Source organism: Bacillus sp. MMSF_3353 (assembly GCF_030733445.1).
GTDB classification, from domain to species: Bacteria; Bacillota; Bacilli; order Bacillales; family Bacillaceae_G; genus Bacillus_A; species Bacillus_A wiedmannii.
The window spans coordinates 16124-38489 of the sequence record NZ_JASHJA010000016.1 but is presented as its reverse complement, the minus strand read 5'-3'; the positions used below and the strand labels follow the sequence as shown (position 1 = coordinate 38489).

General features: G+C 35.8%; 22 protein-coding genes, 1 pseudogene and 2 riboswitches. Of the genes and pseudogenes, 8 read left to right on the top strand and 15 right to left on the bottom strand.

The window, feature by feature from the left end; genetic code table 11:
- The first annotated feature begins 277 nt into the window (after positions 1–277).
- Positions 278–1906, top strand: a complete 1629-nt coding sequence (locus tag RBB48_RS22975) for a peptide ABC transporter substrate-binding protein (RefSeq protein WP_306008145.1) — start codon at positions 278–280, stop codon at positions 1904–1906.
- A 42-nt stretch (positions 1907–1948) separates the two neighbouring features.
- On the opposite strand, the gene RBB48_RS22970 is transcribed toward RBB48_RS22975, so the two are convergent.
- The 3 genes and pseudogenes from RBB48_RS22970 to RBB48_RS22960 form a co-directional block, all read right to left on the bottom strand.
- The gene (locus RBB48_RS22970; protein WP_097891789.1) at positions 1949–2296 is read right to left on the bottom strand and encodes an ABC-2 transporter permease; all 348 of its coding nucleotides are present in this window, start codon (positions 2294–2296) and stop codon (positions 1949–1951) included.
- A complete protein-coding gene (locus tag RBB48_RS22965) occupies positions 2293–2484 on the bottom strand; it encodes a hypothetical protein (RefSeq protein ID WP_097907321.1) in 192 nt (63 codons plus the stop codon). The genes RBB48_RS22970 and RBB48_RS22965 overlap by 4 nt, the downstream gene beginning before the upstream one ends.
- Before the next feature lie 11 nt (positions 2485–2495).
- Positions 2496–3393: pseudogene (locus RBB48_RS22960) on the bottom strand (helix-turn-helix transcriptional regulator).
- A 172-nt stretch (positions 3394–3565) separates the two neighbouring features.
- On the opposite strand from RBB48_RS22960, the gene RBB48_RS22955 reads away from it, so the two are divergent.
- A complete protein-coding gene (locus tag RBB48_RS22955) occupies positions 3566–4033 on the top strand; it encodes a YusW family protein (protein ID WP_088061704.1) in 468 nt (155 codons plus the stop codon).
- Positions 4034–4049: 16 nt separating this feature from the next.
- Here the strand turns inward: RBB48_RS22955 and RBB48_RS22950 are convergent, their stop codons facing one another.
- From RBB48_RS22950 to RBB48_RS22930, 5 genes are read right to left on the bottom strand one after another with little or no spacing between them, the layout of a single operon-like run.
- Positions 4050–5660, bottom strand: a complete 1611-nt coding sequence (locus RBB48_RS22950) for a peptide ABC transporter substrate-binding protein (RefSeq protein WP_097891795.1) — start codon at positions 5658–5660, stop codon at positions 4050–4052.
- A 13-nt stretch (positions 5661–5673) separates the two neighbouring features.
- Entirely contained in the window at positions 5674–6447 is a 774-nt protein-coding gene (locus RBB48_RS22945) for an ABC transporter ATP-binding protein (protein ID WP_060486393.1), read from the bottom strand.
- A complete protein-coding gene (locus tag RBB48_RS22940; protein ID WP_088609470.1) occupies positions 6444–7454 on the bottom strand; it encodes an ABC transporter ATP-binding protein in 1011 nt (336 codons plus the stop codon). Before RBB48_RS22940 ends, RBB48_RS22945 begins: the two co-directional genes overlap by 4 nt.
- Positions 7411–8415 carry an ABC transporter permease gene (locus tag RBB48_RS22935; protein WP_088061701.1) on the bottom strand — a complete coding sequence of 335 codons (1005 nt, stop codon included), beginning with the start codon at positions 8413–8415 and terminating at the stop codon, positions 7411–7413. Before RBB48_RS22935 ends, RBB48_RS22940 begins: the two co-directional genes overlap by 44 nt.
- A gap of 16 nt (positions 8416–8431) precedes the next feature.
- Positions 8432–9349 carry an ABC transporter permease gene (locus RBB48_RS22930; RefSeq protein WP_306008144.1) on the bottom strand — a complete coding sequence of 306 codons (918 nt, stop codon included), beginning with the start codon at positions 9347–9349 and terminating at the stop codon, positions 8432–8434.
- Between the two features lie 134 nt (positions 9350–9483).
- Positions 9484–9589: riboswitch (SAM riboswitch) on the bottom strand.
- A 398-nt stretch (positions 9590–9987) separates the two neighbouring features.
- On the opposite strand from RBB48_RS22930, the gene RBB48_RS22925 reads away from it, so the two are divergent.
- Complete coding sequence (locus RBB48_RS22925) at positions 9988–10122, top strand: DUF3951 domain-containing protein (RefSeq protein WP_097891821.1); 135 nt, start codon at positions 9988–9990, stop codon at positions 10120–10122.
- Between the two features lie 18 nt (positions 10123–10140).
- Here RBB48_RS22925 and RBB48_RS22920 read toward each other — a convergent pair whose 3' ends face one another.
- Positions 10141–10644, bottom strand: a complete 504-nt coding sequence (locus tag RBB48_RS22920; RefSeq protein ID WP_000756533.1) for a hypothetical protein — start codon at positions 10642–10644, stop codon at positions 10141–10143.
- A 274-nt stretch (positions 10645–10918) separates the two neighbouring features.
- On the opposite strand from RBB48_RS22920, the gene RBB48_RS22915 reads away from it, so the two are divergent.
- On the top strand, positions 10919–11365 hold the full coding sequence (locus tag RBB48_RS22915) for a hypothetical protein (protein WP_000282867.1): 447 nt from the start codon (positions 10919–10921) through the stop codon (positions 11363–11365).
- A 33-nt stretch (positions 11366–11398) separates the two neighbouring features.
- Here the strand turns inward: RBB48_RS22915 and RBB48_RS22910 are convergent, their stop codons facing one another.
- From RBB48_RS22910 to RBB48_RS22890, 5 genes are all read right to left on the bottom strand, one after another.
- Positions 11399–12649: a multidrug effflux MFS transporter gene (locus tag RBB48_RS22910; RefSeq protein ID WP_001014693.1), complete on the bottom strand. Its 1251-nt coding sequence runs from the start codon at positions 12647–12649 to the stop codon at positions 11399–11401.
- A gap of 127 nt (positions 12650–12776) precedes the next feature.
- Positions 12777–14495 (bottom strand): DUF3981 domain-containing protein, encoded by a 1719-nt coding sequence (locus tag RBB48_RS22905; protein ID WP_070169275.1) that lies wholly within the window; start codon positions 14493–14495, stop codon positions 12777–12779.
- Positions 14496–14573: 78 nt separating this feature from the next.
- Positions 14574–15107 (bottom strand): MFS transporter, encoded by a 534-nt coding sequence (locus RBB48_RS22900; protein ID WP_048567287.1) that lies wholly within the window; start codon positions 15105–15107, stop codon positions 14574–14576.
- Positions 15104–16540, bottom strand: coding sequence for an FAD-binding oxidoreductase (locus tag RBB48_RS22895; protein WP_097891797.1), 1437 nt, complete (start codon positions 16538–16540; stop codon positions 15104–15106). Before RBB48_RS22895 ends, RBB48_RS22900 begins: the two co-directional genes overlap by 4 nt.
- Positions 16541–16652: 112 nt before the next feature.
- Positions 16653–17417, bottom strand: a complete 765-nt coding sequence (locus RBB48_RS22890) for a hypothetical protein (protein WP_097891800.1) — start codon at positions 17415–17417, stop codon at positions 16653–16655.
- Positions 17418–17562: 145 nt separating this feature from the next.
- Between RBB48_RS22890 and RBB48_RS22885 the strand changes: the two genes are divergently transcribed.
- The 4 genes from RBB48_RS22885 to RBB48_RS22870 all read left to right on the top strand — a co-directional run bounded on the left by RBB48_RS22885 (position 17563) and on the right by RBB48_RS22870 (position 21260).
- Positions 17563–18471 (top strand): NAD(P)-dependent alcohol dehydrogenase, encoded by a 909-nt coding sequence (locus RBB48_RS22885; RefSeq protein WP_087984968.1) that lies wholly within the window; start codon positions 17563–17565, stop codon positions 18469–18471.
- 80 nt (positions 18472–18551) lie between these two features.
- Positions 18552–18666: riboswitch (SAM riboswitch) on the top strand.
- Positions 18667–18751: 85 nt separating this feature from the next.
- Complete coding sequence (locus RBB48_RS22880) at positions 18752–19564, top strand: MetQ/NlpA family ABC transporter substrate-binding protein (protein WP_087984969.1); 813 nt, start codon at positions 18752–18754, stop codon at positions 19562–19564.
- Positions 19565–19576: 12 nt separating this feature from the next.
- Complete coding sequence (locus RBB48_RS22875; protein ID WP_306008143.1) at positions 19577–20617, top strand: methionine ABC transporter ATP-binding protein; 1041 nt, start codon at positions 19577–19579, stop codon at positions 20615–20617.
- Complete coding sequence (locus RBB48_RS22870; protein ID WP_097891809.1) at positions 20592–21260, top strand: methionine ABC transporter permease; 669 nt, start codon at positions 20592–20594, stop codon at positions 21258–21260. Before RBB48_RS22875 ends, RBB48_RS22870 begins: the two co-directional genes overlap by 26 nt.
- 37 nt (positions 21261–21297) lie before the next feature.
- Here RBB48_RS22870 and RBB48_RS22865 read toward each other — a convergent pair whose 3' ends face one another.
- Positions 21298–22074: an SDR family oxidoreductase gene (locus tag RBB48_RS22865; protein ID WP_088609465.1), complete on the bottom strand. Its 777-nt coding sequence runs from the start codon at positions 22072–22074 to the stop codon at positions 21298–21300.
- Between the last annotated feature and the right edge of the window lie 292 nt (positions 22075–22366).

Genomic DNA, 22366 nt, shown 5'->3' with positions numbered 1-22366 from the left:
CTAAGAAATTAACAATCTATTTTTATTATTGACATATAGTTCTTTCCAGTGTTAATATTCTAAATAATCAAAGAAACAAAATATTTCACCATCAAAATATAACGTCTACTACGTTGAAACATATAACGATAGATTATAGATCAACATGTATATACATATAGAACACCTGATTACCTACATACACATATCTATAATAGGTTTTCTCTTCTTCTATAGCTACACTTCAAAACGTGGACATTACGACGTTACGAACAACACATTTAGGGAGGAACGAACAATGAAGAAAAAAGTTGTACCTGTTGTTGCATCTGTTTTAGGGGCAAGTCTATTACTAACTGCTTGCGGAGGAAATAAAGATCATGCAAGCGGAGCGAAAGCAAATGATAAACAGGCAATTAACTTATCATTCGCTTCAGAAATTCCAACAATGGATGTTGCAAAAGCAACGGATGGGGAATCCATGAGCGTAATGCGCAATGTTTTTGAAGGTTTATATGCAATGGGAGAAGATAACAAACCAATTCCTGGTGTTGCTGAGTCGGTTGACCTTAGTCCCGATAAAACAAAATATACATTCCACCTGCGTGATTCAAAATGGTCAAACGGTACTCCAGTTACAGCAAAGGACTTTGTCTTCGCTTGGCAACGTGCCGTAAATCCTGATACAGCAGCTGAATATGCATTCTTATTCTTCGATATACAGAATGCGAAACAAATAAGCCAGAAACAATTGCCAATTGATCAACTAGGTGTCAAAGCTCTTGATGATAAAACGTTAGAAGTACAACTAGACCGTCCTGTTCCCTACTTCTTAAGCTTAACGACATTCTCAACATTCTTACCAATTAATGAAGATTACTTAAAATCTCAGGGCAATAAATATGGTTTAGAAACAAATCATTTAATTTACAACGGTGCTTTCATATTAGATAACTGGAAACACGAGCAAAGCTTTCAATTGAAGAAGAACCCCAACTATTGGGATGCTAAAACTGTAAAATTAGAAGAAATCAACTTCAATGTCGTTAAAGATAAATCTACAGAAGTTAACTTATACGATTCAGGACAAATTGATCGCGTTGCTTTAACTGCAGAGTTTGTTGATAAATATAAGGGCGATCCAAACTTCAAGGACCGTGCTGAAGTTGGTATTCAATTTTTACGACTCAATCAAAAAAATGAAACATTAAAAAATCAACATGCACGCCTTGCTATTAACGGAGCAATGAATAAAAAAGCATACGTAGAAACAATTTTAAATAACGGTGCTGTTCCAGCTGAAGGAATGGTTCCTGCGAAATTCGCGAAAAGCCCAGAAGGCACTGACTTCCGTAAAGAAAATGGAAACCTAGTCAAAGATGATGTGAAAACAGCAAAAGAAAACTGGAAAAAAGCGAAACAAGAACTTGGTACTGACAAAGTAACAATCGAACTATTAACAAGTGATAATGCTTTAGCTAAAAAAACTGGTGAATATTTAAAAGGTGAACTAGAAAAGAACCTAGATGGATTAACAGTGACATTAAAACCACAACCACGTAAACAACAGCTGAAACTATTATTAAGTGGTGACTATGAAATCGGTATTGATGGCTGGGGCCCTGACTTCGCTGACCCAATTACATTCTTAGATTTATTTACAACAGATAGTGCTTATAACTTCGATAAATACTCTAACAAAGAGTATGATGAGCTCATTCATAAAGTGAAAACAGATTTAGCTAGCGATGAAAAGGCTCGCTTTGAAGCAATGAAGCAAGCTGAAAAAATCCTATTACAAGATGGTGCTGTCGCTCCTTTATACCAACAAGGTCGTTCTTACCTACAACGCGGATTTATTAAAGGGCTTGTAACAACTGACTTCGGTGGTGAATTTAACTACAAGTGGACAGAAGTTACAAAATAATAAAATAAAAAAGGTATCCAATCGCAGGATACCTTTTTTATTTTATACTTCTTTAACTACATAGCTTCTTCTCTTTACTATTCCTTTTATAGATACAGTAATTACTGCTACCAATTGTGTAACTAATATAATGACTAATAATGAAATAATATTTTTCTCTAAACTTACTCCCCCAAATATTATTGTATAATAGCCATTCGCTGCATATGTTGCGGGAAATAATTCACCGATTGTTTGATATGTTTTAGAAAGCATCTCATGTGGTACAATTACACCCGAACTTACAAGTTGTAATGATAGTGAAATTATATTAAAGATCATACCTGCATTTCCGAAAACAGTTATGAACATTTGTGTTAATGAAAGAAAGGCGAAGAAGACTATTGTCAATAATCCTCTTCCCCTTTTTTTTGCATCGAACTAAAACTCATCATAAATATAAACATAAACATCAAATATGTTCTCCACGTCAAAGAAGGTATATGCCCTGACCACAGATAGCTAATGAAATAGTTAATTCCCATAATACAAGACGATACTACTAAACTAATACTTATTAGTTTTGCATATTTGAACATATCTTTTCTCCTTACTTTTCTATCTCTTCAAATTGCAGATTTATTGGCTCTTCTAGTAGTGTTTCATAAAAATTTTCAGCCAAATCTGTTGAAGGAATTTTTTCATCCACTTCATCAAATCGAATACTATCTAGCCACACACAACCTTCCCCTGATAATAAGACACCAAATGCTATACCAAGTGCTTCTTCTTTTATATCTAATACAACCGAGTACGATTGCCAGTTATTCGTATTTTTAATTGGGCGATTTTGCATGTTATCCATAGCGAGTGGTTCTGTATCTTTTCCGTCTACTCTCATCCACAATCCTGCCCAATCTCTTACGTTCTCACTCTTAACAAATGCTGTTAAACGTAATCTTTTACCTACATATTTATCCGCTCGGAACATTTGCATTAATGTTGAAAATCCTCCATGTGTAACATTCTCTTTTGCCTTTATGTATGCAGATACTTTTCCTTGATGGGCAACTTCATAGTCTAAACCCATCTCATATTCAGCAGGATGACTCCCACTTAAGATCCATCCTTTCGGTATACCTTTTTGCATTGAAACACCCTCTCTTTCTATATAAAATGACTGGAAGTACTTTCGATATTTCTTCGGTGGCAATTGAAACATTCTTTTAAAGGCTCTCGTAAATGCCTCTTGTGAGGAAAAGCCGTATTGTACTGCAATATCAATAACAGCCCTCTCCGTTGACACTAAAGCTTGCGCAGCATGAGTTAACCTTCTCTCTCGAATATAATCCGTTACACTCATCCCAACATATCTTTGAAAGATGCGATGAAAATGGTACATCGATACTGCACTGTGAGACGCCACTCTTTCTGTTGTAAGCTCCTCATGTAAATGATCCTCTATATTCAATTGCTTGTTTTATCATCTCTTTATATTCTTCATGCATGTTAGTACCCCCTCACAACTTCAATTTACCATATACATACAAATCATTTTTGATTTAAATTGCGGATTATCCCTTGTGGCTATAGGGTAATAATTTATTTTCACCTCATACATAATTACATGATTTTGGGAAAAACTTGTATAGAACGAATTTACATAAGGAGGAATTTTTAATGAGAATTTTACTATCAGTTTTATTAGCTCTTATGCTAGTACCTGCATTAACAGGATGTAAAGCTCCTGTTAAAGAAGACACAACTTCTAATAAAAAGACTACAGAAGAGGCAAAGAATGAAGCTCCTGCTGATTTAAAACTAAACTTCAATGAATTCGATTTAAAGGCAGACTACCAAGATACAAAGAAAGACTACGAAGCTGACTATAAAAATGTAGCAGCAGATAAAAAAATGGAAGCAAAAATTGAAGATCATAAAGCAGATGTAAAATTAACAGGAGACGAGGCTATCACAAAATTAAGCCCACTTCTACAAGAATTAAAATTTAATAAAGATACTCCCGACCAAGAAGTAATCGATCAAGTAGTAAATGTGTTCAAACTTGATAAAGACTACCAAAAGTTTGATTTAGAAGTTGTCTTCTCTGATGGAACGAAAAAAGAATATAAAAGAGAAATAAAATAAAGAAGTAGGCGGTTGCCTACTTCTTTATTTTTGCATATCTTAAATCTGGTTTAGATCCAACATAATATTGAAGTCCAGATACTGATCCTTTTTGTAAGTAAGAATCAGAAGGGAATATAATTGGAATTAACGGTGAATCTGTAAACATAATATCTTCTGCTTTATGCAATAAATCAAAACGCTTATCTTCATTTTGTTCAACTTCTGCTTCTTTGATTAAAGCGTCAAATTCTTTATTATGCCATTTTGCATAGTTGTTTGGACCATCACCTGCATATAAATCTAGTTTAGTAATTGGGTCTAATAAAGAACCGCCCCATCCCATATAAGCTAATTGGAAATCACTTTGCTTATATGTATCGATGTAACTCTTCCACTCTTTATTTTCTAATTTAATATCTACACCAAGATTTTTCTTAAACATTTCCTGCATTGCTTCTGCTACTTTTTTATGCTGTGTATCCGTTGTGAATTTTAATGTTACTTCAGGTAATGTAGACCAACCTTGTTCTTTCATACCCTCTTCTAATAATTTTTTCGCTTCTGTTGTATCAAATTTTACGTAATCACCTTTTTCTTTACGGAAATCACGACCACTTTGTGTTTTTGCTCCTTCTGGAACGAATGCATATGCTTCTTGCGCATTGTTTTTATACAGTTTTTCAACGATAAACTTACGATCAACTGCTAATGAAAATGCTTTACGTACTTTCGCATTTGTGAATGGCTCTTTTTCTACGTTAAACGAATAAATATAAGATGAGAATCCCGCAACACGCTTATATTCTTTATTTCCTTTTTCTTTCTCAATCATTTCTTGTGGTAAACCACTTAGTAAATCTAATTCTTTTGATTTGTATAATTGGTACGCTGTTTTAGAATCTGGAATAATACGAAACTCAATTTCTTTTAATGTTACCTTTTTATCATAGTATTCTTTATTTTTTTGTACTGTAATTGCTTGGTTATGCTTCCATTCTTTTAACGTGAATGGCCCATTTGTAATTAACTCTTTTGGATCTGTTTTTAATTTGTTGTTGTCATCAATTGATTTTTTAGATAATGGAATAAATAATGAACTCGCTAATTTTTGTTTAATAGAAGCAACTGGGTGCTCAAGTGTTACCTTTAATGCTTGAGGATCAACAACTTGAATACCAACTTGGCTTTCTTCACCTTTTCCAGTATTATACGCCTCTGCACCTTTAATAAAGTACATTTCTGTCCCATTCATAGAACCCGTTTTCGGATTTAATAACCGCTTCCATGCAAATTCAAAATCATTTGCTGTAATAGGAGAACCATCTGACCATTTAATATCTTTCTTTAAATGGATTGTATATTCAGTTCCATCTGCATTTACTTCTTCTTTCTCTGCTAATTCATTTTGATATTTCCCATCACTATCTTGCGTATATAAGCTTGAGAATAAATGTCCAATTACATAACCTGATGTGCTATCTGTTGCAATAGCGGAATCCAGTGTATATGGATCGCTACCAATATTCGTTACTAATCGATCTCCTTCTCCCTTACCAGCACTTGCTTGTTGCGTCTCTTTCTTACCACAAGCGACAGAAGTAATCGCTAAAACAGTCATAATGACAAACAGTAAAAACTTCTTCATCCTACATTCTCCTTTAACCCGAAATTTTTGGTGTTGATGCTAATAATGTTTTTGTATAAGAATGTTGTGGATTACGGAATACTTCGTCCGTATTTCCAAATTCAACAAGTTCTCCTTTATATAAGACAGCCACTTTTTCACATAAGTAGTGAACCATCGGTAAATCATGCGCGATAAATAAATATGTATAGCCTTGTTCCTTTTGAATCTTTTGCAACAAGTGCACAATTTGGATTTGAAGTGAAACATCTAACGCTGAAATTGGTTCATCCAGGATTAATACTTCTGGCTCACATAATAACGCCCTTGCAATAGCGATCCGTTGACGTTGTCCTCCGCTAAATTCGTGTGGGTATCGATCAGTATATCGTCTATCTAATCCAACACGTTCTAGCGCATCACCTGCTACCTCATCTTTCAATCCTTTATCACCTAAACCGAATGAAATATATCCTTCTGTTACGCTATCGCGTACTTTCCAGCGCGGATTTAATGCAGCTGTTGAATCTTGAAAAATGAATTGTACTTTCTGCAAGAAATCTCGCTTATGAGCTGATTTCAACTTGTGAACAACTTGACCGTTATAATCAATTTGACCAGACGTTGGGCTCTCGATCCCAGCTATGAGCTTACCAAGTGTTGTCTTTCCTGAACCACTTTCTCCAATAATGCCAAGCGTTGTTCCTTTCGGGATAGAAAGTGATATATCTTTTAGCGCTATGATTTCTTTCTTTTTACTTCCATACGTTTTCGTTACTTGCTTTACAGTAATTAAATCTGTCGTCATGAGGCATTCACCTTCTCTTTTGATTTCGCTTGGTCATGCTCTAGAACATGTTGCCAACAATGTGAACTGTGTTCCCCAGAATATGCTGTTCTATCAGGGAAACGATGAACACATTCTTGTATTGCTACTGGGCATCTATTTACAAATGGGCACCCAAAGCTATTTAACGTTTCAATTGATGGTGTTGTTCCCTCAATGGCCCTAAGTACCTTTTCGGAATCATCCATATTCGGAATAGCTTGCAATAAACTTTTCGTATATGGGTGCTTAGGTGAACCTATCACTTCTTTTATCGTCCCTTTTTCAACAACACGTCCCCCGTACATCACAACTACTCGGTCAGCTACTTCACGTACAAGCGCCAAATCATGTGTAATTAATAAAATACTCGTATTTTGTTTTTCTTTGCGCTCTTTTAATAACCCCATAATTTGCTTTTGAATCGTTACATCTAATGCAGTTGTAGGCTCATCTGCAATAACGAGCTTTGGGTGACACGCAAACGCAATTGCTAAACAAATACGTTGCCTCATGCCTCCGCTTAATTGATGTGGGTACTGTTCAAAACGTTTCTCTGCTTCATGTATCCCTAAATCATTTAATAAGTTAATCGCAATTTCTTTTGCTTCTCTTTTCGATTTTTTCTCATGTTGCAAAATCACTTCTGTAATTTGCCTTCCTACTTTCATCGTCGGATTTAAAGAGGACAGAGGGTCTTGAAAGATAAATGAAATATCTTTCCCTCGAATTTGATTCCATTCTGATTCTTGTAAATTCGTCAACCTTTGAGATTGGAAAGAGATGCTTCCGTCATCAATGTGAATAGATTCTTGATTTAATCCGACAATAGATTGTGCTGTAACACTTTTTCCTGAACCACTTTCTCCTACAAGTGCAACGATTTCACCTTCATTAATAGAAAAGGAAACATGCTTCACAATTGCTTGCTTACTACTCTCTTTTTCAACGACCAATGTTACGTTTTCTAAAGATAAGAGCTGTCCCATGTTTTTTCTCCTTTCGATTCCGTTTTACAATCTTCGGATCAATTGCATCTTGCAAACCATCACCAATTGCATTAAATGCAAACATAATGAGTGCAATCATGATTGCTGGGAAGAATAATTGCCACCATTCTCCGCTTAGTAATGTCCCAAGTGCATCGTTCGTCATCGTTCCCCAGCTCGCTGCTGGTGATTGTACTCCGAGTCCGATAAAGCTTAAAAATGATTCTGAGAAAATAGCTGCTGGAATTGTAAATGATAAATTTACGATAATAATGCCTGTTAAATTCGGAATGATGTGTCCGTATATAATCTTCATATGCGATGTACCTAATCGCTCTGCTGCAATAACAAATTCTCTTTGCTTTAAAGATAATACTTGTGCCCTAACGAGACGTGCCATGCCAATCCATCCTGTTAATGCAAGGGCAATAATAATGGTAAAAAGCCCTGGTTTCATAACGATTAATAATAAAATAACAATTAATAAATATGGGATACCGTATAACACTTCAATCCCTCGTACAATCCACTCATCAATTAACGTTCCAAGGCGACTACGTCCTCTCACATATCCACTAAAGCCCCCGATTAGTACACCTATTCCTATATCAAGAGCCGCTGCCACTAATCCAACTGTTAGTGAAATTTTCCCTCCAGCCCAGGTGCGCGCCCATATGTCCCTTCCTAAATCATCTGTTCCGAACCAATGCTCACTACTAGGTGGGAGGTTTGTTGCTTCTTTTACTTGTTCACTCGCAGTAAATGCCGTTAAACTTTCGCCAACCAGTGAGAAAATAATAATTAGTAATAACGTCACTGCCCCTAAAACTGCTATAGGGTTTGATATAAACTTGCGAAACACTTCCTTCTTTCGACTAATCGTTTGCTGATCTTTATTTATCGTTAATTCTTTTTTCTCCTCATTCGTTAATAACTGTTTATTGATTTCATAAGCTCCCATTTAAATGCCCCCCTCCTTACGTAATAGAACGAATACGCGGATCCACAATACGGTGAATAATATCTGTAATGAAAATACAAGAAATTAATAATGCACTATAGAAAATCGTTGTTCCCATAATGACCGGATAATCCCGGTTAAAAATGCTATCTACAAAATATTTTCCTAGACCAGGAATGGAAAATATTTTTTCAATAACGAAAGTTCCTGTTAAAAGTCCAGCCATTAACGGTCCAACAAATGTAAGTACCGGAACAATCGCATTTCGAAGAGCATGTCTTATAATGATTTTCTTAATTGGTATGCCTTTCGCTCTCGCTAGCTTAATATAATCACTCTGCAAAACTTCAATCATATTAGAGCGAACAAATCTTGTAATAACCGCGATTGGTCCTAACGCTAATGCGAAGGATGGCAATACCGTATGTTCGAATGTGCCCCAAGACGCTACTGGTAAAAGTTCAAATTGTATAGCAAATACTTGTATAAATAGTGGTGCTAAAATAAAACTTGGAATAGAAATACCGAGAATCGCAAGTAAGCTCACACTATAATCAATTACTTTCCCATGATATCGAGCTGCAAATGTACCTGCTGCAATTCCGACTAATAATGAAATAACAAGTGCTTGTAAACCAATAATCGCTGATGGACCAAATCCTGTCGTTATAATTTCTGATACACCTTGACCTGTGGATTGAACAGATTCACCAAAATCAAAATGAACTACGCCATCTAAATAAGCAACATATTGATTCCATAACGGTTCATCAAGGTGATACTTCGCTCTCATGTTTTGTATCACTTCTTCAGGAAAGATTTTCGCATCTGATGAAAATGGATCCCCTGGAATGATATGCATAATCAAAAATGTTACTGTTGTAATGACCCATAGCGTGAACACCATAACCGATAGTTTTTTAATAACATACACTTCAATAACCCCCTAAACAAATGTATTTACTTTGTTTTATTGACATATTTGTTCCTATTACTTTTCCGCTTCTTAAAACACAAAAAGCCTTGATCTTAAAAAATAAGATCAAGGCTTAATAAACGAAGGCCCATCACTTATCTTTCAAGACTTGCTTGCTGGAATTAGCACGGTGTTCCTGTTACAGAACCCGCTGCTGAGGTGTCATAGGGCCAGTCCCTCTACCTCTCTGGATAAGTAAATTGCTATATTATTATTTGGTTCAAATTGTATATTTTGAATTATAATTCTGAAAAAATGAAAAGTCAATCAAATTGGATATATTTAGAAAAATCAGTTTTTTGCTTATTTTATCGAAATTACAGTTTTCTCTTATAATAAAAAGAAATAATATTAAAGAAGTTATAAGATGGATCCCTTACTTCTTACTACTATAGGATTACCATTAACAATCGTTATACTTGTCATCATCGGGGTCTATAAAGTGAAACTTTAATCAGTGGGGGGCATCCCCCACTGATTATTAGTTGAACCAATCGGGCTTTTAGGGGCAGTGGATCCCCTACCTAACTTCTTTGCTTTCACTGAACTTTGAGGTGGGGGTCTTACTGCCCGGCAAATAGCGGGATAAACTCTTTATTAAAAAGAAACGTATCACTTCTTTTTATACTCCATTCGATAATATTACCGGACAAACAATCTCTGAATTTCACGAAAAACAAAATGTATTAGTATCCGAGGATGAAGACGGAGATGGTAAGAAGAAAAAATAACCTTGCGCGTACGCAAGGTTATTTTTTCGTTTCTGCTTGAAAACGTTTATAGTATGTTGATGCTGTTGCAAAGTTAATTTCTATATCACGAATCAATGATGAGTCTTCTTCTTTAGCTAACTTCTGTAATTTTTTCATTGCTTGTTCCGATTCATTCAAGAAACCAGCGTATACCTCATGTTCTTGCTCTTTCGACTTTGGAACACGAATTTCTTTACGTATATTATCAATATCTTCTAACATGCTAGTCGTTACCTTTTGCACATCTTCTTTATATGTAGCATTCGTTATTTCCTTACCGCCCTTTTCTTTTGCCACTTCAAATAACTGTAGTGCTTTATTAATTTCTTTATTCATTTTCATATCGTATTTTTCATGTACTGCACGGTATTCTTTCATCTCTTCTGTTTGCTCAGTAGATTGCTCTACCTTTTCTTTCGGTTCTTTCGTATCTTTATTTCCATTACATCCTGCTAGAAGGATCATACTTCCCATTACAGCAATACCCAAAACCTTCTTCATCTCTTCTTCTCCTTTTATCTACAGCTACTACTCATTATAGTTTCTTTTATCTCCACTTGTTATTATACCGAGAACATCCTACTTTTTACACTTAAGACGACATCGTAACATATATACCAACATGTTTGTCACAGTATCGTCACTTTATACAAATAACTTTTGCACTGCTTTACTACATCACCTTACAAAACTGTAAGCACACATAAAGAACAAACCATGCTAGACTTACATATGCATAACGCAAACATATGTAAGTTTTTAAGGAGAATCATCTATGTACAACACAATGCCTTTTATGGGAGAAGATATTCGTGTCCTTATTCGTGAAAAATCACTTCATATCGAAAATACAGAGAGCCTTCGCCGCGTATTAAAAAAGAAACATGCTCCATTTAAGTTAGCCCAATATTTAAAACAACAACATACAAATCAATTTCATACCGTGCTAAATATATCAGATAAATCATTAACAATCGAAATCATCGGTCATGTCTACATTGGAAACTTCGCAGATATCTTAAAAGAAATCCCACGTATACCGAAAATTGCTCCTATTATCGTTAAAAAAGCGTATAAAATTACCGACCATACCGATATTATCGACTGCGGGGAAAAAGAAGTCGATAGTAATCGCTGGGTGTGGGATAAACTTGCTGTTTTATATGATACGATCATGAATAATATGTATGAGGTATTTCAAAGAAATGAAAAAAAGAACTGATTCAAATATTCCCTTTGAATCAGTTCTTTTTTGTTAAGCCTCTAAATTTTGTCTTTGTTGTAGTTCAAACTGCTTTTCACTTCTTCTGGCCATAAATAGATAACATAATACAGCACCAATTTCACAAAGAGCTATCACAACCCCCATCGGTAATGCGGTATTGCTTCCGCCAATACCTACTAATGGTGCAACAAGTGCTCCTGAAATGAACTGTAATAAACCTAATAAAGCCGATGCCGTTCCTGCAGCTTGTTTCTGGTTTCTCATCGCTAATGAGAAACCAGTTGTTGATACAACCCCGACACTTGATACAACAAGGAATAACGAACATAAAACACCAATTAAACCTATTCCTAGTACAATTGTCAGTAGTAAAGATAAACCACCAACAGCTGCAATAATAATACCGGAAACGAATAACGTTTTCTCATTCACTTTCCCTGCTAAACGGCCTGTAACCTGACTAGCAATAATAATACCGATACCGTTAATCGCAAAGAATAAGCTAAATTGCTGTGGTGATGCTCCGTATATGTTCTGCAACACAAATGGTGAGCCCGAAATGTAAGCAAACATCGCCGCCGTTACTAGCCCTTGTGATAATGCATATCCCATAAACAAACGATCTTTTAACAGTTTTCCATACGTCGCCAATGTCCCTGACAAACCACCTGTTTCTCTTTCTTCAGGAGGTAATGTTTCACGTAATACGAAAGTAGCTGATATTAACATGAATACACTAATTGCTCCGAGAACGATGAAGACACCGCGCCATGTTGTGAACTGTAGTAATTGTCCCCCAATAATCGGTGCCAAAATAGGCGCTGCTCCGTTTACTAACATGAGCAGTGAAAAAAACTTCGTCATTTCAGAACCTGAATACATGTCACGTACCATTGCACGTGATATAACAATCCCGGCCGATCCTGAAGCCCCTTGTAAGAAGCGCAATAACACTAAACTCCAAATAGATGGTGCAATAGCACAAAGTAAAGAAGAAGCAACATAAATAATAAGAGCGATAATAAGAGGTTTGCGCCTTCCATAAATGTCACTAATTGAACCAACAAATAATTGTCCTACTGAAAGCCCAAGCAAACAAGCTGTCAATGTAAGCTGTGCAAGAGATGCGCCTGTTTGTAAATCATCTGTTAATTTTGGTAAAGAAGGCAAATACATATCAATAGATAATGGCCCAATCGCCGTAAGTGTCCCTAATACAAGAATCATCCATAACCTATTTGTCTTTACAGGTTTATATATTTCGTGATTAACTCCATTCACTTTTTCCGTTCACCCTTTCCGATAAATACTAAATCGTAACAATTATAGTTACAACATAAACATACGTCAAGTATAGTGCATTTTCCTGTTTTATACCGTAAAAAAAAGCGATAGAATTTCTATCGCTTTACTTTTTCAAATTGCTATTTGTAAATTTAGATACGGAAGACATCGCCTCTCCTGTATCTAAATATGTGATTTGAATTGGATCTCCCACTTCTGTAAACATAGCATATGGGAATTTCTTCACCGGTATCATAAATACTTTTTGTTCATTCTCTAACAGTACATACACAATTGTATTTTCACCTGATTTTTCTTTATATACACGTTGTACAACGCCTTCTTTTTGTGCTTCTTTACCATTTGAAGTCGGTCTAAATGAATCTCCACTTCCACTCAGCGCATTTTTATAATTCTCAAGCGCTTCTTTTTGCGTCGAACCTGTTGCAAATATTTTCGCATTAGAAGCATAGATAACTGTATGAGCACGTACTAATCCCCCGTCATCAATAACAGGTACAATCCAAGAAGGTTTACCATACACGTTATAAATAACCGGCATCGTTCCATGCCATTTCTCTCTCTTAAAGGAATTATCCACTACTTCCGAAGCAGCTGAACCATCCATAATCCCCTTCACTTCTTTTCCGTTATAGTAATACAACTTACCTGTACGCGCATCGATAAGCGAGTAACCTAACGCAGAATCTACTCCCTCTTTTGGAGAGGTGAAATCAGTAAAGTAATATAACGTTCCATCCTTACCGAAAATTGGTGTAACTCCTTCTTTCGTTCCCCACTCAGTCGGAATCTTCATATCCGTTTGCGAGAATTTCGTATTCCAAAATCCGTGAATATATTTACCGAAGTATGTATTTAATGTAGATGCGGTCTCGTGATTTAATACACCATCAACAAATTTAGGCGCTTTTCCTTTATCATATCTTTTCACTTCACCTGTTTGTGCATCTACTACTACAACGCCCTCTACCTCAAATCCAGATCTTCCTGAAATAAATTCCCCATACGTCATTGTATAATACGGTTTCCCTTTATCATCCACTTCAAATTTAGGTTTCCCTTTAAAGATTAGATTTGGTTCTGCTTGCCTTACAACACGCTCTAAATTATTCCCGAAGAACATGCTCGGCACATATTTCATTTTATAACCAAGATGCAGTTTCGCTTCCGCATCAGGATTCGTACCTGACATCGTTACGTACCCTGGAATTGTCTCAGCTTTACGTGCTTTAAAAAAGCCTGAAACTTCAATCGGTGCTACATATAAAGCCTCACCATTTACCATTTGTGGCGTTAATTCCCCTAGCTCAAAATAAGCTACTTTCGGAATATCCCCAAATACTTTTTTCATTTTATTCTCCGCTGTCTTTGGCGGCACTGTAAACGGTTGATCATTTTCAGTAAACGGCTCTGAAATATCTTTCTCGATCTTCACAACAGAATCATATTTTTTTTGCGTGATTACTATATCGTGTAAATAACCAAAATAGCCGTAACTTGCGAGTAAAACAAACATTAGAAGTCCCTTTAACGTACCTTCTAATTTCCCTATTTGATTTTGTGAAAATAAAACAAGCCCAATTAAAACTGCTACTGCAACGGCATAATGAGTAAGAATCGAATCTGCTCGATCATCGATTAGCCAAAGATATTCATAGATTGCAATACCTATCCAAAATAATACAGGAATAACTAAAATGGATGATTTCTTACCCTTTACAACCTTCTCATCCCCTTTCTTATCCACTGCTCGAAGTTTACTACCGCTTCTTGTCCATGGAATCAAAAACAAAGTGAGAATAGCTAAAATTAAAAATTTCATCAAAGGCAATGTCCCCTTTTCTTTTATTTTCCCTTTTAGTATAACAAATAAAGGGTATTCAGGTAAAAATGGGGATGATTATATTTTTTTACTACTTAATACAATCCCACTCACTACATATAAGATAGATGCAATATAAAAAATGGTGCCAATCGTAAAGAAATCTACTAAATATCCCGTTGCAATAATTGCTATTGCTCCTCCAATCGATGTCCACACATGATATTTTCCAATCTCATAACCAGCATTTTCTTGCACAACCTTTCGTGCTAACGACGTCTTCTCGGTATTACGCTGCACAGCACCTAAAACTCCCATTACAATTTGAAGAATATACACATGCCAGACTTCCGTGGCAATCGGGAAACAAAGCATTAATATTGCCATGGACCAAGCATATATAATTAATAATTTTTGATCGCCTACTCGATCAGACATCTTTCCTACTAATGGATATACAAGTGCTGAAGTTAAAGCAAATAAGCCATACGCCCAGCCAAACTGCGAGAAGCTATTCCCAACATTCCGAAGCAATAGAATGTAAAAAGGAAATACCATACTTCCCGCCATCATAATTATGCTTTGTGACGCTACAAATCTTCTATATGTCATTTCGTATACTCCCTATAAAATAAATTCACAAATCTCTCTTTTGGGTCCGCTTCTTTTTTCTTCTGAAGAAATTCTTCTATACGAGGATATGCCCTCTTTAACTGCTCCTTCGTTGGATACGAATAGTACGGTAAATAATAACTACCATTATGTTTTAAAGTAACATCAATCATTTTCTGAATGACATCTTCTGTTTTCTTTATTTCACCCTCTGAGCGTCCTTGGTTAATTAAAAGAACTAGCGCAAACATATCATCTTTCGCATAGGATAAAACTGCATTTTCATTCTTTTCCACATAACGAATCGTAATATTGAGCAAATTAAACTCTTCTTCATTTAATACGTTACGTAAATCATCTATGTATTCCGTGAAGAAATCTATAGGCACAAAGTATTCTTGTAACACTTCTGTTCTATTCGGATTTTCATATTCCATAAAGGCACTATCTGACCTCATAACATTATTTCGCGTCTCATACGCTCCATCTGTACGCTCAAAATAACTTCTTTGTATATCCCAAAATGTATTCTTTCCCCAATCGCTATAACGGGATAATCCGAGTAAAAATTTCGGTGCAGCTATAATAGTTTCCTCTTTTAATTCACTGTACTCTTCCCTCATATTTTGATTTTTCGCCAATGTATAATCTGTCACATACATCTCTTTTAAAAATGAATTGGGGGCAACAGAAATACGGGCTAAGTGCATACGAACATTTTCATCTCTTTTCACTTTATCTTTGAAATAAGATGTGTATTCTTTATAATCTATCATTCTCGTATGCATTTCATATAATTCATCATCAGTTAACTTTAATGTCACATCTAAAATGACACCAAATAACCCGTAACCACCTATGACATATGGAAATAGCTCTGCATTTTCTTCTCTACTTACATTACGTACCGTACCATCTGCCATTAACAATCTGAATGACTCTACTGTATCAATCAATGCTTCATGACGAATATCACGCCCATGTACATTCACACTTAATGAACCACCAACAGTAAAAATATTTTGAGATTGCATTACTTGAACCGCAAGACCATATGGATTGATTTTCTTTTGAATGTCATTCCATGTGACACCGCTTTGCACCCTAATCCTCTTCTCCTCCGGATCAAATTCTAATATTTTATTATACCCCTTCATATCAAGCATCGTGCCGTTCGGATAATACGTCTGTCCTCCTTGGCTATGTTGCATACCTGCAATGGAAATTTTCTCTCCGGAAGTATTTGCATCTTTCACTACCTGTTTTAATGAACGTTCATCCTCAGCATTTTCAACACGTTTAATTTTCGTCGGAAGCAACTTTCCTACATCGCTCATAATAGGGTGCTTTAGTTGCTCTTTATATGTATTTACAGATGTTGCAAGCAACACTGTATAAGCCACAATGACCACCGCTATCTTTCTTTTTTTCAAATGACACTCTCCTCTTCTACAGTTTTCCCTCTTCATATTGTACCTATTTTCCTATGAAGAAAGTATACAAAAAAGAGGGCACCTTATTTTAGGTCCCCCCTCATCAAAACTATTACTTTGCTGCCGGCAATTGTATTGGGTCAAACTTTTCGTACGACGTATATTTTGCGTTCGTAATAATGTGTACTTTATCCTTGCCGTTACTACTCATAATCATGTCTATCTTTGCTGATTCATATTTAAAATCTTTTGTAATGATATATTCTGCATCCACTTCTTCTATCTTCGCATTTTGTGCTTGTAACATTTTCTTCTGTGTTTCATCCATGCTAGTTAACATACTTTCTGTTTCTTGCCCTTTTAATGTAAATTTCAGTTTATATTTATCTCCGCTTTTCTCCATCTTCATTTTATCTAAAACTACCGCTGGTACTTCTAACTTATCTATAATATCTTGAGTCGCTTTCATTCCACCAGCGTTTAATTGCTCCTCTGGTACGGTTATAACTTCTCCTGTATTAGGGTTTTTTACCTCACCAGCAACTTTACCATCCACAGTATACACTACAACATCTGTACCGGAAATATTCATTTCAGAACGAGAATTCTTTGTCTTTGGCTCTAATTGCATCTTAGCCTTTAATATATCCATCTCTGTTCCCTCAGCTTTTACCCCTACACCATATGTCATCGTTACATGCTCTTCATTTTTAAAAGCTTCGTTCGTTTTCTTGAAAACATCCTTCGCTGCTAATTCTTTTTCTTTTTGAACTGATTCTTTTTTCGGTTCATCCGTCTTTGCTGTTTTCTCATTACTACACCCTACCCCTAGACTGATTGCAAGTACTAAACTTGAAACAAAAATAATTTTTTTCATAATGTCGCCCCCTTTCCCAAAATAATATCACCTCTTTTCCTATGAAATCTATATAATTTTTAATCTATATTCGCTATATAGCGACATGTTTAATGAAGGTTTTAAATATGATGTAAATAACAATAACTCATTTCAGGAGGTCATTATGAAGGCGATCATTTGCACACAGTATGGACCACCTAACGTTCTTCAGCTTCAAAATATAGAGAAACCTACACCTAAAAAGAACGAAGTATTAATTAAAATTCACGCAACAAGTGTATCGACTGGAGATTGTAGAATACGCGGTTTTAATAGTCCCCTCTTATTTTGGATTCCTATGCGGATCATATTAGGTTTCAGAAAACCGAGAAACCCTATACTCGGCGTAGAGTTATCCGGTGAAATCGAAGAAATAGGAACAGATGTAACTCAATTTAAAGAGGGAGATCCTATCTTTGCATTAACTGGCCTTCATGCTGGTGCTTATGCTGAATATACATGTGTACATGAAAGTGGATTAATAACATTAAAACCTACCAATGTGACGTATGAAGAAGCGGCAGTTATTCCTTTTGGTGGAACTTCAGCATTGCATTTCCTGAGAAAGGGCCGTATAAAAAAAGGGCAACAAGTGCTCATATATGGTGCCTCCGGATCAGTAGGAACAGCTGCTGTACAACTTGCTAAATATTTCGGTACGACCGTTACGGCTGTTTGTAGTAATTCAAATTTTGAACTCGTTCAATCTTTAGGAGCCGATAAAGTAATTGATTATACGAAAGAAGATTTTACTAAGCCGGGCGAGCGCTACGATATTATATTTGATGCAGTTGGGAAGTATAAAAAATCCCTTTGTACAAATACATTAACATCCAATGGAAAATATGTATCTGTTAATGGAATGATGGCCAAGGTAAGTAAAGAGGATATGATTCTATTAAAAAAACTAGTCGAAACGGAAAAACTAAAGCCCGTTATTGATAGAACTTACCGATTAGAAGAAATTGCTGAAGCTCATATGCATGTGGAAAAGGGACATAAAAAAGGGAATGTTTCCATTACCTTAAAATAAAATATATTCAGAAAATAATATTGACAATTCTATTTGTAAGATTTACTATTAGTACCATATTAAAAAACTACATACACATACTCTTATCAAGAGTGGCGGAGGGACTGGCCCGATGATGCCCGGCAACCGAGCTTATGACGTATAAGCTAAGGTGCTAATTCCTGCAAAACGAGTTTTCGTTTTGGAAGATAAGAGAGGAACCTATTTTGTCTATTCGGCACCTCTCTTATTTTTGAGAGGTGCTTTTTATTTTGGAACGTATATGAAGGGGGAACTATAGATGAAAAAAGTATTATTGAGCATTGTAAGTGGAGCGGTATTATTGTTAGGTGCATGTGGTGCTAATTCTGATAAAGAGGTAAAAGCATTAGATGAGAAAAAGATTACTGTCGGTGTAACGGGTGGACCGCATGAACAAATTTTTGAAAAGGTAAAAGAAGTGGCAGCGAAAGACGGTCTCGAAATTGATGTAAAAGTATTTAATGATTATGTAGCACCGAACGTATCTTTAGATGAAAAAAGCCTCGATGTAAATAGCTATCAAACGAAATCTTATTTAGACGTATTTAAAGCTGAACGCAATATGAAATTAACTGAAGTATTTTCAACAGTAACATTCCCTATGGGCGTATATTCTAAAGACATAAAAGATGTAAAAGACTTAAAAGAGGGCGACGCAATCGCTGTACCAAATGATCCAACGAATGAACTTCGAGCTTTAAAACTATTTGAAAAAGCAGGCGTTTTAAAAGTGGATCCAAAGGCTACAGAAAAAGCGACTGCGAAAGATGTAATTGAAAACCCAAAGAAATTAAAAATTGTTGAATTAGAGGCATCTCAATTACCGACACAACTAAGTGAAGTGAAAGCAGCTGCAATTAATACAAACTTTGCATTAGGTGCAAAATTAAGCCCTGCGAAAGATTCTATTTTCCGTGAAGGAAAAGATTCACCATATGTAAACTGGGTTGTTGTTCGTACTGAAAATAAAGATGATGCTGTTGTAAATAAATTAAAGAAAGCTTATCAATCTAAAGAAGTAAAAGAATTTATCGAGAAAAAATTTGATGGTTCAGTTTTACCATCTTGGTAGGAGCTGACGATAATGATTGAATTAAAAAATGTATCCAAAGTATTTACAACAAAAAAAGGGAATGTAGAAGCTCTTAAACCTACTTCCCTTCAAGTAAAAAAGGGCGAAGTATTTGGAATCATTGGATATAGTGGCGCTGGTAAAAGTACATTAATTCGATGTGTAAATTTATTAGAAAAACCAACGACAGGAAATATCATTCTAAACGGCCAAGACTTAACAACTTTATCAGCAAAAGAACTAGCAAAATCGAGACAAAAAATCGGAATGATTTTTCAAGGATTCAACTTACTTAAAACTGTGACAGTTTATGAAAATATCGCATTACCGTTACGTCTATCTGGTCTTCCCAAAAATGAAATTGAAAAAAGGGTAGAAAAGTATTTACGTATTGTCGATCTTTTTAACCGAAAAGATGCATATCCGAGCGAACTTTCTGGCGGCCAGAAGCAACGTGTTGCCATTGCACGTGCACTATCACATGAACCGGAAGTGTTATTAAGCGACGAAGCAACGAGTGCTTTGGATCCAGAAACAACTGAATCTATTCTCGACCTATTATTAAAGATTAATGAAGAAATCGGGATCACAATTTTATTAATTACACATGAATTGAATGTTATCCAGCGTATATGTGACCGAGTTGCTGTTATGGAACATGGAGCAGTAGTTGAAAGCGGGACTGTGAAGGATATATTCACAAACCCACAACATGCAACAACAAAAAAATTCGTAAATAGTGCATTTGCAGCGAAGATTCCTGAAGACGTACAGAAAGAGCTACAAAGAACCGGTGAAATCGTAACACTTTCATTTATAGGGAACTCTTCTGGCGAACCAGCGTTAGCTATCGCTACAAAGCGCTTTCAAGTGTATCCGAATATTTTATCCGGTAATATTACACAGCTAAAACATGAAGCATATGGGAAACTGATTATTCATATGCAAGGTGAAAAAACTGAAATAGACCGTGCTTTATCATTTTTACAAGAGCAAGGGATCATCGTAGAAGGAGGTAGAATAGATTATGGGAAACAAGTCCTTTTTGGATGAATGGGGTAAAGTCATATGGGAAGCAACCATTCAAACATTTCAAATGACATCTATTTCACTATTCATCTCTATCCTTATTGCACTACCACTTGGCGTCACGCTTGTTTTAACGAGACCTGGTGGACAGCACGAAAATAAAATCATTTATCCAATTCTTAATACAATTATTAACGTTATTCGCTCTCTTCCATTTATTATTCTACTATTCTTTATTTTACCTTTTACAAAGTTTCTAATGGGAACATCCATTGGTGTGCAAGGTGTCATCGTACCACTTGTCGTATTCACGGCCCCTTATATTGCACGATTAATGGAGACAGCTTTATTAGAAGTGGATCGTGGTGTTATTGAAGCTTATCAAGCGATGGGCGTTTCTACTATAAAAATCATTTGGCACGTTATGGTGAAAGAAGCTCGTCCCTCCCTTGTACTTGGGTTAACAATCGCAACAATCGGCTTAATTGGCGCAACAGCAATGGCTGGACTTGTAGGTGCTGGTGGTCTTGGTGATTTAGCATATCGATTCGGGCACTTACGCTACGAACCTGAAGTAATGTATGCAACAGTCTTTATTTTAATTATCCTCGTTCAAGGGTTGCAGTCTTTAGGAAATAGTGTTGCACGAAGATTGAAGAAAGATTAAAAAAGAAGGTATCTCACTAGGGTGAGATACCTTCTTTTTACCTTTTAAATCCACCTTCAGAATGAATAACTTGTCCAGTAATCCATTCTGCTTCTTCACTTACTAAAAACTTAATGAGTCTTGCCGCGTCCCTCGGCTCACCAATTCTACCAAAAGGAAACATCGGCTTTAATCCTTGCTTTATCTCTTCAGTCATCCAGCCTGTACTAGTTGGACCTGGATTAATTGCATTCACTGTTATACCTAGGTGGGCGACTTCAGCTGACAACGAACTCGTAAGGGCATCAATAGCTCCCTTCGTTGTTGCATACGCTAGCTCTCCAACCATAGGCCCTTGAAATTGTCCCGACGTCATATTCACAATTCTACCACCAGATTTCTTATCAAATCCTCGGGCAAATTGACTACTTAACAATGTAGTTGCACGAACATTTACTATGTAGTGCTTATCTAATTCTTCAGCAGTCAAATTAGAGAAGTCATTATTTGTAGAATACGCTGCATTATTAATTAATATATGGGGGTAGCCTAGTTGTTCAGTAACTTTATTTATAAGCTCTTTCGGTGCATCATTCTGAGTTAAATCTAACTCCATACTCGATACTTTCACACCGTTTTTTAGTAACTCTTCTTTTAATTGTGTTTGTTCACTTTGATCAACGCCCCAAGGCATTTCTTTATCGTACGCTGTCCAATACGTAAAAAATATATCATATCCTGCTCCAGCTAATTCTTTACAAATCGCTGCGCCTATACCATCTAGACGACTTACACCTGTAACAACTGCTATTTTATTTTTTAATTGATTCATCATATACTCCTCCAATTTAAAGGACGCATACTTTATATAAGAGATATGAATTTCCCTACACATTATCCTTACAAAAGGGATGTACAAGCCAAATATGCAGTCCTTGAATGATTTACAGATAACTAAATAAACCCTCACTTATGAGAGAAAAATTTATCTATCTATTTTCTAATCATTACAAGCTCATCCACATATTAAGTCCTTGTCCCCTTTCCATATATCTCTATTTCTATCATACCAATATGATGTAATATTTCAAATGATAAAAAAATAAAAATCGATATTCCATGGCGAT

Coding starts and splice junctions, on each gene's coding strand:
- RBB48_RS22920 (WP_000756533.1), bottom strand. CDS start 10,644: ATGAAGAAGGTTTTGGGTATTGCTGTAATGGGAAGTATGATCCTTCTA.
- RBB48_RS22890 (WP_097891800.1), bottom strand. CDS start 17,417: ATGAAAAAAATTATTTTTGTTTCAAGTTTAGTACTTGCAATCAGTCTA.
- RBB48_RS22905 (WP_070169275.1), bottom strand. CDS start 14,495: ATGAAATTTTTAATTTTAGCTATTCTCACTTTGTTTTTGATTCCATGG.
- RBB48_RS22880 (WP_087984969.1), top strand. CDS start 18,752: ATGAAAAAAGTATTATTGAGCATTGTAAGTGGAGCGGTATTATTGTTA.
- RBB48_RS22965 (WP_097907321.1), bottom strand. CDS start 2,484: ATGTTCAAATATGCAAAACTAATAAGTATTAGTTTAGTAGTATCGTCT.
- RBB48_RS22955 (WP_088061704.1), top strand. CDS start 3,566: ATGAGAATTTTACTATCAGTTTTATTAGCTCTTATGCTAGTACCTGCA.
- RBB48_RS22875 (WP_306008143.1), top strand. CDS start 19,577: ATGATTGAATTAAAAAATGTATCCAAAGTATTTACAACAAAAAAAGGG.
- RBB48_RS22935 (WP_088061701.1), bottom strand. CDS start 8,415: ATGGGAGCTTATGAAATCAATAAACAGTTATTAACGAATGAGGAGAAA.
- RBB48_RS22940 (WP_088609470.1), bottom strand. CDS start 7,454: ATGGGACAGCTCTTATCTTTAGAAAACGTAACATTGGTCGTTGAAAAA.
- RBB48_RS22870 (WP_097891809.1), top strand. CDS start 20,592: ATGGGAAACAAGTCCTTTTTGGATGAATGGGGTAAAGTCATATGGGAA.
- RBB48_RS22900 (WP_048567287.1), bottom strand. CDS start 15,107: ATGACATATAGAAGATTTGTAGCGTCACAAAGCATAATTATGATGGCG.
- RBB48_RS22915 (WP_000282867.1), top strand. CDS start 10,919: ATGTACAACACAATGCCTTTTATGGGAGAAGATATTCGTGTCCTTATT.
- RBB48_RS22945 (WP_060486393.1), bottom strand. CDS start 6,447: ATGACGACAGATTTAATTACTGTAAAGCAAGTAACGAAAACGTATGGA.
- RBB48_RS22885 (WP_087984968.1), top strand. CDS start 17,563: ATGAAGGCGATCATTTGCACACAGTATGGACCACCTAACGTTCTTCAG.
- RBB48_RS22950 (WP_097891795.1), bottom strand. CDS start 5,660: ATGAAGAAGTTTTTACTGTTTGTCATTATGACTGTTTTAGCGATTACT.
- RBB48_RS22865 (WP_088609465.1), bottom strand. CDS start 22,074: ATGATGAATCAATTAAAAAATAAAATAGCAGTTGTTACAGGTGTAAGT.
- RBB48_RS22975 (WP_306008145.1), top strand. CDS start 278: ATGAAGAAAAAAGTTGTACCTGTTGTTGCATCTGTTTTAGGGGCAAGT.